Raw genomic sequence first — 13,805 nt, forward strand, 5'->3', positions numbered from 1 at the left:
CGTTACACGGGAGGGCGCGGACGACGGCCGGCCTCGCCTCAGCGGTTGCCCGGGCGGAGGGTCACCATCAGGGCGTCGCATTCGGCGAGCAGCACGCCGTCGTCGTCCGTCAGCTCCCCGGTGATGAAGACCTTCCGGCCCTCGACCCGGGTGACTCGGGTGCCGAACCGCACCGGCACGCCGATCGGCGTCACGCTGCGGTAGTCGACCTTGAGGTACGCGGTGCGTCCGATGGGCAGTTCACGGTGGTACATCGTCCAGCCGACGAGTTCGTCGAAGAGATGCGCGATGGTGCCGCCGTGCGCGGCGGCGTGTCCGCCGACGTGGAAGCGGCTGAAGGTCACCGTGCCGCCGAGGCCGTCGCGCGCGGTCGTGTCGAGTATCCACGGCGGTGCCAGCACCGATCCGCGCCCCGGCATGTCCGGTATCCGGCAGGCCGGCCCCTCCGCCTCGCCGGCCTCCACGTGCGGTTCCAGGATCGCGGAGACCTCGCGGATCTTCGCCGCCGCGCGCGCATAGACGTCGCCGCTGCCGTCGGTCGACACCGCCAGATCCATGAGGTCCCGCATCGCGTGAAAGAACTCGCCGTACGAGGCGGGTGCCTCGCGGGGGAAGTACTTCGGGAACTCGCTGCGCCGGTCGACGAGTTCGCCGGCGCCGTCGTTCGTCGTGGTTCTGTCCACGTGCACTCCCATCAGTCGGCTTCGGATCGCCATTCGCCGAGGACCTCGAGCATGTCGCGGGGCCGGGTGGGCGACGGCGCGGGTGTGCGCGCCGGGGTCTGCGAGAAGCGCGGGGCGGGCGCCGGGTGCAGCACGTCGCCGACGCGCGTGTAGAGCCCGCGCTCGCGCCCGTGCTCGCTGGCGGCGGCCTCGTCGAAGGTGAGGACCGGGCTCACGCAGGCATCGGTGCCGGCGAAGACGGCGGCCCACTCATCGCGCGACCGCTCGGCGAGGGCGCCGCCGATCAGCTCCCGCAACCGCGGCCATCGCGCACGGTCGTTCTGGTCCGGCCAGTCGGCGGTGTCGACGCCGAGCCGGGAGACGAACTCGGCGTAGAAGTCGGCCTCCAGCGCACCGAGCGCGAGGTAGCCGCCGTCGGCGCACCGATAGGTGTCGTAGAAGGGCGCCCCGGAGTCGAGGAAGTTGGTGCCGCGCTCGTTCGAGTACAGGCCTGCCGCCCGCAGGCCGTGCAGTTTCGCGGACAGCAGCGCGGCGCCGTCCGCCATCGCCGCGTCGATCACCTGGCCGCACCCGGTGGTCCTGGCGGACAGCACCCCGGCGACGATCCCGAACGCGGCGAGGAGTCCGCCGCCGGCGTAGTCGCCGAGCAGATTGATCGGCGGCAACGGCGGCTCCCCGGCCCGGCCCAGATGGCCGAGCACGCCGGACGCGGCGACGTAGTTGATGTCGTGCCCGGCCTCCCGGGACCGCGGGCCGTCCTGGCCGAAGCCGGTGAGCCGGGCGTAGACGAGCGCCGGATTCGCCTCGAGCAGCACCTCGGGCCCGAGACCGAGGCGTTCGGCGACGCCCGGCCGGTAGCCCTCGACGAACACCTCCGCCACGGCTGCCAACTCGATCACCGCCTCGCGGCCCGCCGTCTCCTTGAGGTCGGCGACGACGAAGCCGACGCCGCGGCCGACCACATCCATCTCCGGCGTCATGCCGCTGACCTGGGCCAGCGGGCGGGCGCTGCGCCGCGGTGGACGATCCACCCGCACCACGTCCGCGCCCAGGTCGGCCAGCAGCATGGACGTGTACGGCACCGGCCCCATCCCGGCGAGGACCACGACGCGCACGCCGTCGAGCGGACCGCTCATCCGGTGATCTCCTCCCTGTCGCCGCCGTCAGTACGAGCGCGGCATGCCGAGCACGTTCTGGGCGACGAAGTTGCGGACCATCTCCTGCGAGAAGGGCGCGTTCGGCAGCAGCCGGACCTCCCGCAGCAGCCGCTCGATGTGGTACTCCTTCGCGTAGGCGTAGCCGCCCAGGGTCGAGAAGCCGCGGTTGGCGGTCTCGTAGCCGGCCTCGGCACCGAGGTACTTGGCGCTGGCGGCTTCCGGGCCGCAGGGCTTGCCCTCGTCGTACAGCTTCGCGGCGTTCATCGCGACCTGCCGGGCCGCCTGGATACGGATCCACGAGTCGGCCAGCGGATGCGCGACGGCCTGGTTCTGGCCGATCGGCCGATCGAAGACGACGCGCTCCTTGGCGTACTTCGTGGCGATCTCCAGAGCGCAGCGGGCGATCCCGAGGCCCTCCATGCCCACGACGATGCGCTCGGGATTGAGACCGTCGATGATGTAGTTGAAGCCGCGGCCGACCTCGCCCACCACATCCTCGTCGGCGACGAACAGGTCGTCGATGAACAGCTCATTGGTGTCGATCGCCGCGCGGCCCATCTTGTCGATCTCGCGCACGGTGACGTGCTCGCGGTCCATCGGCGCGCAGAAGATGGTCATGCCGCGCAACGGGTGCTCGTCGTCGCGCGGGGAGGTGCGGGCCAGCAGCAGGATGCGCTCGGCGTTCTGCGCGTTGGTGATGAACACCTTCTGGCCGTTGATCTTCCAGCCGCCGTCCACCTTCTCGGCCTTGGTCTTGATGCGGGAGGTGTCGACGCCGGCGGTGGGCTCGGTGATGCCGAAGGCCAGCAGCAGCTCCCCCTTGGCGATGCGCGGCAGATACTTCTTCTTCATCTCCTCCGAGCCGTAGTTGATGATCGGGGCGGGCGGGAACACGTAGAAGTGGATCGCCGAGCCGCCGCTCATCCCGGCCCCGGACGCGGCGATCTCCTCCATCATCACCGCGCATTCCTGCAGGCCCAGGCCGATCCCGCCGTATTCCTCGGGGATCATCGCGCCCAGCCAGCCGCCCTCGGCGAAGGCGTTCACGAACTCCCACGGGTACTTGTGGTTGCGGTCGCAGTCGAGCCAGTAGTCGAGATCGAACTTGCCCGCCAGTTCCCGGACGGTGTTCCGGATCAGGTCCAGGTCGGGGGCGTCGGTCTGCGTTTCGGTGGTCATGGGATTCACGCTCCTGCGGGGATGGTGGGGATGTTCTCGATGGGCGTGCCGGGATCCAGGGCGGACAGGTCGCCGGTGGGGGCGCCGAGGTAGCGGGCCCGGATCAGCCGCCGCATGATCTTGCCGTTCTTGGTCTTCGGCAGGCCGGCGACCGGCACGACGGCCGGCGCGAACGACTTGCCCGCGTGCTCGATCGCCGTCGCCTCCAGATCGTCGACGGCCACGTCGCCGGCGTCGTCGCGCAGCACCACGAAGGCGACGGCGCGCATGCCGCGCCGCTCGTCGGGGACGCCGATCACGGCGACCTCGGCGATCCGGGGATCACGCAGCAGTGCGGTCTCGATCTCGGCGGGGCCGACGCGGCGGCCGGACAGTTTCAGGGTGTCGTCGGAGCGCCCGTGGATCACCCAGCTGCCGTCGGTCTCGATGGAGGCCAGGTCGCCGTGCACCCAGGTGCCGTCGAAGCGGTCCCAGTAGGTCGCGAGGTAGCGGTCGCGGTCGTGCCAGAAGGCGTGCGTCTGGCCAGGGAAGGTGTTGGTGATCACCAGTTCGCCGATCTCGCCGGTCACCGGCGCGCCGTCGTCGTCGAACACGGCGGCGACGACGCCGGGCAGCGGAGCGCTGAACGCGGCGGGACCGGCCGGAAACACCGAGTAGCCGATGAGGATGCCGCCGCCGACCTCGGTGCCGCCGCTGTAGTTGATGATCGGGCGGGTGCCGCCGCCGACCTTCTCGAACAGCCACCACCAGGTGGGCTCGTCCCACGCCTCGCCGGTGGAGACGAAGGCGCGCAGCGACGGGATCGGGCGGATCGCGTCGTCCCCGGCCGCCCGCAGGGCGCGGGCCGCGGTCGGGGCGATGCCCTGCACGGTGACGCCGTTGCGGTTGATCACGTCCCACATCCGGCTCGCGTCCGGGTAGGTGGGCAGGCCCTCGACCATCACGATGGTGGCGCCCAGTTGCAGCGGGCCCACCATCAGCATCGGGCCGACCAGCCAGCCCAGATCGGTGATCCAGCAGACCACGTCGTCGGTGCCGACCTCGAAGCCGTAGGCGAAGTCGACCGCGGTCTTGACCGCGAAACCGCCGTGGCTGTGCACGATGCCCTTGGGCCGTCCGGTGGTACCGGAGGTGTAGACGACGCACAGCGGGTCGTTCGATTCGGTGGCGATCGTCGGGACCGGAGCGTCGGTGCCGTCGCGGCCCGTTCCCGGCACCGATGGCAGCTCGTCGTAGTAGAGGTCGCGGCCGGCCGTCATGGGCACCTCGGTGCCCAGATGCCGCACGACCACCACATGCCGCACGCTCGGCGACAGGTCCACCGCGGCGTCGGCCGTGGTCTTCATGTCGACGATCCCGCCCCGGCGGGTGGTGCCGTCGGCGGTGATCAGCACGACCGCCTCGGAGTCCTGCAGGCGGGTGGCCAGCGCGTCGGGCGCGTAGCCGCTGAAGGTCGGCACCGCGACGGCGCCGAGCATGGCGATCGCGAAGAACGCGACGACGGCCTCCGGGACCACCGGCATGAACAGCACCACGCGGTCCCCGCGCGCCACGCCGAGGGCCGCCAGGTTCGCGGCGAACGCGCGGACCCGCTCGTCGAGCTCGGCGAAGGTGAGTGTGCGGCGGGTGCCGTTGTCGCCCTCGTAGACGACGGCCGTGCGGTCGGCGAGCGGACCCGCCGCGTGCCGGTGCACGCAGAGATCCGCGACGTTCAGGGCGCCGCCGGGGAACCACCGCGGGAACGGCTTACCGTCCGACTCGTCCAGCACGGCGCCGAACGGGGTGGTGAACTCGACGTTCAGATCGTCGACGACGGTCCGCCAGAACCACTCGGGATCGGCGGCCGCGCGGGCGTTGAACTCGCGGTAGGCGGCGAGGTCGCCGCCGAAGCCGGCTCCGCGCATCAGGGTGAGGAGCCGGCTGGTGTCGCGGAGGGATCGGTCCGGATTCCACGCGTACTCGGTCATGACAGTCCCGTCCCGATCAGTTGCCGGTGGCCGGCTTCTTCATCATCAGGCCGACGCGGGTGGTGTCGCAGACCACCTCGTCACGCTGATTGATGCCCTGATGATGGAAGGTCACCAGACCCGAATCATCCCGGCTCTTGGACTCACGCACCGCCACGATCTCCGTCCGCACCCGGATCGTGTCACCGTGGAACGTCGGCTTCGGGAACTTGGTCTCGGTGAAACCCAGATTGCCCAGCGTCGTGCCGTACGTGGTCTCCTGCATCGAGATGCCACACACCAGACCATGCAGAAACAAGCTGTTCACCAGCCGCTGACCGAACAACGAATCCTTCGAGTACTCCGCATCCAGATGCAGCGGCGCCATGTTCAGCGTCATCGTCGAGAACAACACGTTATCGGCCTCGGTGATGGTGCGACGCACCTCGTGCTCGATGACCTGTCCGACCTCGAACTCTTCAAACCACATACCGGTCATGGGGGCTTCCTTCTCAGTGGGTAGCGGGGTATGACTCACACCATAGCGATATTATATATAATATTCAATACCTTAGTCGCCTGCTGGGACCCACAACGCCGTCAGGTCGCCGACCGGCCGGTCCAGATCCTTCTTCCGCAGCGCCGCGAGCAACTGCGTCGAGCGCCCGGCGCCCAGCACGTCGACGGTGAGTTCGGCGAACTTCGCGTCTTGTTCGTCGAGCGGCATCGGATTGCGGTCGGTGCCGATCGGGTCTTCGACGAAGGTGTGCTCGACGCCGCCGTCGGCGAACTCGACCTCCACGTCGGCGACGAATTTGCCGGGGAATCGCTCGGCGAGCGACGCGTCGGGGATGATCTCGATCCGGTCGGTGAACGCCAGCACCGGCGCCAGATCGACCTCACCGGCCAGATAGTCGCGGTGCACCCGATAACCGTTGCCCAGGCCCAGCAGCGTGAACGACGCTTGCGCGGGCAGGCTGAACTGCACGTGCTCGATGTTCCGCGGGGCGAAGGCGTTCGCGTTGGCGTTGCCGACGATCACATCGAAGGCCGGGTGCAGCCGCAGCCGCAGCTTCTCGATCTCGGCGGCGCGCGGCGCGAACGGCCGCAGTGCGTCGATGTAGGCGTGGGTGCAATAGCAGGCGCAGTAGGCCTTGAGCCAGACGGTCGAGATCTCCATGGGCAGGTCGCGGGCGAACGCCGCCGCCGCGCCCTCCCCCGCGTCGCGCCGCAGGAAGGTCCGGAAGAAGCCCTTGGCCCCGGACAGGAAGCCGCGCGGACCGGTGAGTCCGGCGGCGGCGAGATCGGCGGCCACCATGCCGCCCTGGGTGCCGATGCCGGCGTGCACCCGCTTGATCGACCCGCCGGTGGAACTGTACTCGGTGGTGCCCGACGCGCGGCTGAGCGCGATCGCGAGCGCGTTGAGGGTGGTCTCCGCGTCGAACCCGCGCAGTTTGGCCGCGACCGCGGCCGCGCCGAAGGTGGAGAGCACGGCGTGCGGGTGGAAACCGGCGGCCAGCAGATCGGGGGCCGCCAGAACGCCGATGCGTGTGTACACCTCGTACCCGGCGACCAGCGCGGTGAGCACCTGACGCAGATCGGCGCCGAGCTCCTCGCCGATCGCGAACGCCGCCGGGATCACGCAGCTCCCCGGGTGCGCGGCGCTCGGGCCGTGCGCGTCGTCGTATTCGAAGCCGTGGCCGTAGGTCGCGTTGACGAACGCCGCATCGAGCGCGCTGACCGTGCCGTCATGCGCGGCGATACGGCTGCGGCCCGGCCGCGCGGTGGCCAGCGTGTAGTCGAGGACCTGCCGCGACCACGGCATCTGCGAGGTGCCGATCTCCAGGGCGATCTGATCGCGAAGCAGCCGGTCCAGGCCGGCCAGAGCCGCCTCGTCGAGGTCGTCGTAGGTCAGTTCGGAGATCAGCGCGACGACCGCCGCCTCCAATTCCGGGGTGTCGGGGAGTCGGTCCATGGGGGAGTTCCGTTCTCGATGAGCGGCGGACGTCAGTGCTGGTGAACGTCCTGATCCGCGTGGGTGGCGAGGAAGTCGTCCGCGCCGGACATGATGTGGGCGCGCATCAGTGCCGCGGCGGCGGCGCCGTCACGGCGGACCAGCGCGTCGATGATCCGCGGATGGGCGTCCATTGTGTGCCCGTGGCGGCCCTCGATGCCGTTGTAGAAGCGGTTCGGCAGTTGTCTGACGAATCCGCCGAGCAGGGTGGCGAGCCGGGGTGAGCCGGCGGCCAGATTCACGCAGCGGTGGAACTCGTGTCCGCACCGCTCGGTGGTCTCGGCGTCGTCGGCGGCCAGGGCCGCCGCGTGCCGCCCGACCACCGCGCGCAGGCTGCGCAGATCGTCGTCGGTGATCCGGCCGGCGGCCCGCCGGGCGAGTTCACCGGCGAGTTCGGCCTGTGCCCAGAACAGACCCGTCACGTCCTGCGCGGTGAAGGGATTGACCCGGAATCCGCGCCGGGGGACCAGATCGACGAGGCCCTCACCGGCGAGCAGCAGCAGGCCCTCGCGCACCGGGGTGTTGCTGACGCCGACCGCCGCGGCGATCGGCTCGGTCCGGAGGAAGTCACCGGCCGTGACACGACCCGAGATGATCAGTTCACGGACGTACGCGGCGACGTCCTCGGGCAACTGCTGCCGCCGCTCCGTCCGTCGCCGCGTACCGCGTTCCGTCATCTCGCAGGTCCCGTCACCGCGTCCGCCGTGGGGTTCAGGCGCCCGCGTCGATGGCCTCGGCCAGGTCGATCAGGGCCTGCGCCGTCTTCACGTGGGCGATGTCGATGTGCTGGCCCTCGAAGTCGACGGCCGAACTGCCGGCGGCCTCGGCCTCGTTGTAGACGGCGATCAGGCGACGCGCGGTGGCGACCTCCTCCGGGTCCGGCCCGTACACCTCGTTGGCGACGGCGACGTGCGAGGGATGGATCGCGACCAGGCCGCGGTAGCCGAGGCGGCGGTTGTCCTCGCAGAAGGTCCGCAGACCGTCCAGGTTCCGGATGTCCTGCCACACGCCCACCATCGGGTGGATCAGGCCGATCTGGCGCAGCGCCAGGTTGACCCGCGACCGCATGTACAGGGTCTCCAGGCCCTCCAGCGTGAACTCGATGCCGAGCGAACGGCCGGCGTCGGCGTTCGGACCGGTGGCGCCGAGCGCGGAGACCATCCGGCCGGAGGCGGCGACGATCTTCTCGCAGGAGCCCATGGCCTCGGCGGTCTCGAAGCAGGCCAGCAGCTTCACGTGCCCGTCCTGAAGACCGCGCAGCCGCTCGATGTGGCTGAGCACGGCGTCGAGCCGCACCACGTCGGTCTCGTTGTAGATCTTCGCCAGGAAGAGTCCGGTCAGACCCGGGCGGACGACGGCCTCCAGGTCGCCGTTCATCAGGCCGGTCTCCTCGGGATTCACCCGAACCCACAGATCGGGGCGCACGCCCTGCCCGGTGAGCCGGTCGATGGTCTCGGCGACCACCTCGCGCGCGGCGACCTTCTCGACGGGCGGGACCGAGTCCTCGAGGTCGAGGATCAGCGCATCGGTGCCCGAGTTGACGCCCTTGTCGGCCCAGGCGCCCTTGTGGCCGGGGACGAACAACATGGAACGGTACGGCTTCATGGTCATGCGGTGTTCTCCAGATTTCTTATCGGGTGGATGGGGAAGCGGTCAGGATTCGCCGTCGTCGTCGAACAGCACACCGGCGGCGACGAGCCGGTCGATCCGCTCGGCGGGCAGTACCTCGCCGGCGACCGCGCGCGTATCGGCGCCGACGCGCGGCGCGGTGCCGGGGCGGTCCGGCCGCCGGCCGTCGAACGTCCAGGGCGGCCGGATCAGGGCGAGCTCGTCGTCTTGCGGCTGCACCATCTGCAGATGCTTCACCTGCTCGTTCTCCAGGTAGCCGCCCATGGTGAGGACCGGCGCGAAGGGCACGTCGTTCGCGAGGAGGGCCCGCTCCCAGAACGGTGTGGACCGGGTCTTGAACTGTGCGGCGATCACCCCGGCGAGTTCGGCGTAGTTGGCCTCGCGCGGGCGGTAGGTGGCGAACCGCGGGTCGGTCAGCAGGTCGTCGCGTTCCATCGCGGTGCACAGCGCGGTCCAGAACTTCTCCGACGACGAGAGGTGCAGCGCGAAGAAGTCGCCGTCGGCCGTCTCGACGCAGAAGTTCTGCGCCTGGGGATGTCTGCTGGTGCGCGTCGGGTCGTAGCCGTACTCGAAGTACTGGGTGATGCTGTCGATGGTGAGCAGGCTGACGGCCTCCATGATGGACGTCTGCACGTAGGGTGCGGTCCCGTTCTTGTACTTGCCGACGAGCGCGGCCAGCACTCCGGCCGCGGTGCACACGCCGGTGATGAGATCGGCGTTGAGGCCGCCGGCGAGCTGGGGGTGCCCCTCGTCGCCGAGGATCGAGTAGATGCCTCCGAAGGATTGCCCGATGGTGTCGTAGGCGGGCCGGTCGGCGAGCGGGCCGGAGCCGCCGAAGCCGGTCACCGACACGTAGATCAGGTCGGGGTTGAGGGCCTTGGCGTCGTCGGGTCCCAGGCCCAGGGCGGCGACCTTGCCCGGCCGCATGTTCTCCAGCACCACGTCGAACTCCGGGATCAGCGCCCGGACCACCTCGACGCCCTCCGGCGATTTGAGGTCGACCGCGAGGGACCGTTTCCCGGTGTTGTACTGGCGGAAGTAGGGGCTCTTCTCGTTCATCCGGCGGCGGAAGTCCTCGCCGACGGCGGGCCGCTCCACCTTGACCACCTCCGCGCCGAGCGCGCACAGCATCGACGTGCCGAACGGCAGCGAGATGTAGCCGCCGATCTCCAGGATGCGGACGCCTTCCAGTGGCTTGTTCATGTCAGACGGCCTCGAAGGTGGCGGCCAGTCCTTGGCCGCCGCCGATGCACATGGTGGCCAGGCCCGTGCCGCCGCCGCGGCGGTGTAGTTCGTGGAGCATGGTCGTGACCATCCGCACCCCGGTCGCCCCGATCGGATGCCCCAGCGAGATCCCCGACCCGTTCACATTGACCCGATCCGGATCGTTCCAGCCCCACCCAGCCAACACCGCGAGAACCTGCACCGCGAACGCCTCGTTCAACTCCACCAGATCCAGCCCATCGAGCAGCCCGGAAACACTCACCCCCGCCCGGGCGGCGAGTTTCGCCGTCGCCGGAACCGGCCCGATACCCATCCGGTCCGGGGCGCACCCGGCCGCCGCCCAATCGGTGAGGAAACCGATCGGTTCCAGGCCGAGTTCATCGAGTGAGTCCTCGGCCACGACCAGACACGCCGCGGCGGCATCGTTCTGCTGACTCGCATTGCCCGCGGTCACCGTCCCGTTCTGCATCAACGGCCGGAGCTTGCCGAGCGATTCCACCGTACTGTCCGGGCGGACACCTTCGTCGCGGGCGAACACCACCGGCTCACCCCGCCGCCGCGGAACACTGACCTCGACCACCTCGTCGACGAAACGGCCCTCATCCCACGCCGCGGCCGCCCGCCGATGACTACCCGCCGCATACGCGTCGGCCTGTTCCCGGGTGATCCCGTAGTCGTTCGCGAGGTTCTCCGCGGTCTCGATCATCCCGGAGATCTTCCCGAACCGATCCTCGGGCTGCGACCGCTCGCGGCCGCGATCAAGGCGGTCGTAGAGCACACTGTTCCCGGCGCGTTTCCCCCACCGGCTGTCGGTCGAGTAGTACTCGATCCTGCTCATCGACTCCACGCCACCAGCCAAAACCGCGTCCGCGGCTCCGGTCTGCACCATCATCGCCGCCGTGACCAGCGCCTGCAGACCACCACCACACCGCCGATCCAACTGCATACCCGGCACACCGATCGGCAGACCGGCATGCAACGCCAGCCACCGACCCACACACGGCACCTCCGACGAGGCATACGACTGCGCGAACACCACATCATCGATCCGCTCCGGGTCGATACCACTACGCTCGACCGTCGCCGTCACCACCGCCGCACCCAGGTCCTCCACCGGCAGATCCCGCAACGCACCACCGAACGTGCCCACCGGAGTCCGCAACGGGGCCACGATCGCCGCACGACGCAAAGACTGAGAACTCATCAGCTCCTCCTGCTCTTCCCGGCCGCCGGCGATCAGATCTTGTGGCGGGCGATGTGCTGGGCCGCGATCACATTCCGCTGAATCTCATTCGTGCCCTCACCCACGATCATCAACGGCGCATCCCGGAAGAACCGCTCCACCTCATACTCCTTGGAGTAGCCGTAGCCGCCGTGTACACGCACCGCATCCAGAGCGATCTCCATCGCCGTCTCCGACGCGAAGAGCTTCGCCATCCCGGCCTCCAGATCCGCGCGCTCACCGCGATCGAGCTTGTCCGCCGCGTCGAGGGTGAGCAGGCGCGCGGCCTGCTGCTTGGTCGCCATATCCGCGATCATGTTGCCCACCGACTGATGCTTCCAGATCGGCTTCCCGAACGACTCCCGCTCCTGCGCATACTTCGTCGCCGCCTCCAGCGCGGCCTGACCGACACCCAGCGCGCGGGAGGCGACCTGAATACGGCCCACCTCCAGGCCGCGCATCATGTGACCCCACCCCCGATTCGGCTCCCCACCGAGGACCGCGTCGGCGGGCACCTGAGCGTCGTCGAACACCAGCTCACAGGCTTCTACGCCGCGGTAGCCGAGCTTCGGGATCTTCGTCGACACCGAGAAGCCGGGCGTGCCGGCCTCGACCAGGATCACACTCATACCCTTGTGGGCGGGCTTGGCCGCCTTGTCGGTGATGCACAGCAGACCGAACAGACCCGAGTGGGCCGCGTTGGAGATCCATGTCTTGGAGCCCGTGATCGAGAAGCCGTCGTCGTTCGGCGTTGCGACCGTCCGCATCGCCTGCAGGTCCGAGCCGCCGCCCGGCTCGGTCAGTGCCATCGTGGCCCGGATCTCGCCCTCGGCCATCTTCGTCAGATACTTGTCCTTCTGCTCCTGGGTGCCGAAGGTCTTGATGAGGTAGGTGATGACGGAGTGGCCGCCGACAGCGCCCGCCAGACTCATCCAGCCCCGCGCCAACTCCTCACACACCGCCGAAAAACACGCCATCGAAATATCCACCCCGCCGAACTCCGTCGGCGCCAGCAGACCGAAGAAACCCAGTTCCTTCATCTCCTCGATCCATTCCTCCGGATAGATGTCGTCCTGCTCGAACTCCCGCACCCGGCCCACCACCCGGGTATCGACGAAATCCCGCACCAGCGAGACCATCTCACGCTCATCCATCGTCAGTGCCATAGATCCGGTGTCCTTCCATATGAGACTGTCGTCACATCTCAGTGATAATAATATATTATACATACTTGATAGTCCTCCCGACAGCAAAGGGGCCGAGATGGTCTGGCACGGCAACTACGACAAGTTCTTCATCGACGGGCAGTGGGTGGCGCCATCCTCTGACCAGGTGTTCCGGGTGATCTCACCCGCCACCGAGGAGGTGGTCGCCACCGTTCCCGAGGGCACGGTCGCCGACATCGACCGCGCCGTCGAGGCCGCCCGGCGCGCCTTCGATACGGGCCCCTGGCCGCGCATGTCCCTCGAGGAGCGCAGCGCTGTGCTGCGCCGCGTCGCCGGACTGCTCGGCGAGCACCAGGCCGACATCGCCGAGTTGGTCACCACCGAGATGGGCTGCCCGATCACCCTGTCGACCGGCATGCAGTCGATCGGCGCACGCCTGCTGCTGGAGAGCTTCATCGAGACGGCGCCGCAGGTCCAGTGGGAATCGGTGCGCTCGTCGATCACCGGCAAGGCACTGGTCACCCGTGTTCCGGTGGGCGTGGTCGGCGCCATCGTGCCGTGGAACGCCCCGCTGCTGACGTCGGTCCTCAAGCTCGCGCCCGCACTGCTCACCGGCTGCACCGTGGTGCTCAAGCCGTCGCCGGAGACGCCCCTGTCCGCGTACCTGCTGGCCGACGTCTTCGACCGCGCCGGGCTTCCGGCCGGGGTTCTGAACATCGTCGCCGCCGACCGGGAGGCCGGCGAGCACCTGGTACGACACCCCGGAGTCGAGAAGATCTCGTTCACCGGGTCGACCGCCGCCGGCCGCCGGGTCGGTGAACTCTGCGGCCACGACATCCGCCGGGTGACGCTCGAACTCGGCGGCAAGTCCGCCGCGGTGATCCTCGACGACGCCGACCTCGACGTCGCCGTTCCGGCGATCCGCGCCCTCTCGCTGCGCAACACCGGCCAGGTGTGCAGCAACAAGACCCGCATCGTCGTCGCCCGGTCCCGCCGCGACGAGGTGCACGAGCGTCTCGTCGACCTGGTGCGGTCGATGCCGGTCGGCGACCCGTTCGATCCCGCCACCGAACTCGGCCCGCTGGTCAGCGCCACCCAGCGCGACCGGGTCGAGGGCTACGTCACCGCGGCCGTCGACGCCGGAGCCCTCCTGCTCACCGGCGGCGGCCGGCCGGACATCGAGCGCGGCTACTACGTGCGGCCGACCGTGTTCGGCGACGTCGACCCGGGCTCGGTGATCGCCCAGGAGGAGGTCTTCGGCCCGGTGCTCACCGTGCTCACCGCCGAGAATGACGACGACGCCGTCGCCATCGCCAACAACTCGCCCTACGGTCTCAACGGCTCGGTCTTCTCCGCCGACGACGACCGCGCGCTGGCCGTCGCCCGCCGGATCCTCACCGGCACGGTGGAGATCAACGGCAAGGGTGCGGGCTTCTCGTCGCCGATGGGCGGCTTCAAGCAGAGCGGTATCGGCCGCGAGGGCGGTGTCGAGGGCTTCGACACCTACGCCGAGATCAAGTCGTACGGCCTGACCGACGCCCTCTACGACAAGCTCTCCTGACCTCGGGGCCCGCAGCGGCGCGGG

The 13,805-nt window shown here is 69.3% G+C and carries 12 protein-coding genes; 1 reads left to right on the top strand and 11 read right to left on the bottom strand.

Annotated features, from left to right (window positions below):
- Window positions 1–38: 38 nt before the first annotated feature.
- From ACSEEN_RS04600 to ACSEEN_RS04650, 11 genes are all read right to left on the bottom strand, one after another.
- A complete protein-coding gene (locus ACSEEN_RS04600; protein ID WP_440712462.1) occupies window positions 39–683 on the bottom strand; it encodes a PaaI family thioesterase in 645 nt (214 codons plus the stop codon).
- Window positions 684–694: 11 nt separating this feature from the next.
- Window positions 695–1,819: a CaiB/BaiF CoA transferase family protein gene (locus ACSEEN_RS04605; protein WP_440712463.1), complete on the bottom strand. Its 1,125-nt coding sequence runs from the start codon at window positions 1,817–1,819 to the stop codon at window positions 695–697.
- A gap of 27 nt (window positions 1,820–1,846) precedes the next feature.
- Complete coding sequence (locus ACSEEN_RS04610; RefSeq protein WP_440712464.1) at window positions 1,847–3,019, bottom strand: acyl-CoA dehydrogenase family protein; 1,173 nt, start codon at window positions 3,017–3,019, stop codon at window positions 1,847–1,849.
- Between the two features lie 5 nt (window positions 3,020–3,024).
- The gene (locus ACSEEN_RS04615; protein WP_440712465.1) at window positions 3,025–4,986 is read right to left on the bottom strand and encodes an AMP-binding protein; all 1,962 of its coding nucleotides are present in this window, start codon (window positions 4,984–4,986) and stop codon (window positions 3,025–3,027) included.
- A 16-nt stretch (window positions 4,987–5,002) separates the two neighbouring features.
- On the bottom strand, window positions 5,003–5,464 hold the full coding sequence (locus tag ACSEEN_RS04620) for a MaoC family dehydratase (protein WP_440712466.1): 462 nt from the start codon (window positions 5,462–5,464) through the stop codon (window positions 5,003–5,005).
- A gap of 72 nt (window positions 5,465–5,536) precedes the next feature.
- Window positions 5,537–6,940 carry an MmgE/PrpD family protein gene (locus ACSEEN_RS04625; protein WP_440712467.1) on the bottom strand — a complete coding sequence of 468 codons (1,404 nt, stop codon included), beginning with the start codon at window positions 6,938–6,940 and terminating at the stop codon, window positions 5,537–5,539.
- A 32-nt stretch (window positions 6,941–6,972) separates the two neighbouring features.
- The gene (locus ACSEEN_RS04630) at window positions 6,973–7,656 is read right to left on the bottom strand and encodes a GntR family transcriptional regulator (RefSeq protein ID WP_440712468.1); all 684 of its coding nucleotides are present in this window, start codon (window positions 7,654–7,656) and stop codon (window positions 6,973–6,975) included.
- Between the two features lie 34 nt (window positions 7,657–7,690).
- Window positions 7,691–8,590 (bottom strand): HpcH/HpaI aldolase/citrate lyase family protein, encoded by a 900-nt coding sequence (locus ACSEEN_RS04635; RefSeq protein WP_440712469.1) that lies wholly within the window; start codon window positions 8,588–8,590, stop codon window positions 7,691–7,693.
- 42 nt (window positions 8,591–8,632) lie between these two features.
- The gene (locus ACSEEN_RS04640; protein ID WP_440712470.1) at window positions 8,633–9,811 is read right to left on the bottom strand and encodes a CaiB/BaiF CoA transferase family protein; all 1,179 of its coding nucleotides are present in this window, start codon (window positions 9,809–9,811) and stop codon (window positions 8,633–8,635) included.
- Between the two features lies 1 nt (window position 9,812).
- Window positions 9,813–11,036, bottom strand: coding sequence for an acetyl-CoA C-acetyltransferase (locus ACSEEN_RS04645; RefSeq protein ID WP_440712471.1), 1,224 nt, complete (start codon window positions 11,034–11,036; stop codon window positions 9,813–9,815).
- A gap of 32 nt (window positions 11,037–11,068) precedes the next feature.
- Window positions 11,069–12,220: an acyl-CoA dehydrogenase family protein gene (locus ACSEEN_RS04650; protein ID WP_440712472.1), complete on the bottom strand. Its 1,152-nt coding sequence runs from the start codon at window positions 12,218–12,220 to the stop codon at window positions 11,069–11,071.
- 97 nt (window positions 12,221–12,317) lie between these two features.
- Between ACSEEN_RS04650 and ACSEEN_RS04655 the strand changes: the two genes are divergently transcribed.
- Window positions 12,318–13,781, top strand: coding sequence for an aldehyde dehydrogenase (locus tag ACSEEN_RS04655; protein WP_440712473.1), 1,464 nt, complete (start codon window positions 12,318–12,320; stop codon window positions 13,779–13,781).
- Window positions 13,782–13,805 lie beyond the last annotated feature (24 nt).

This window comes from Gordonia marina, assembly GCF_052036135.1.
GTDB lineage: Bacteria > Actinomycetota > Actinomycetes > Mycobacteriales > Mycobacteriaceae > Gordonia.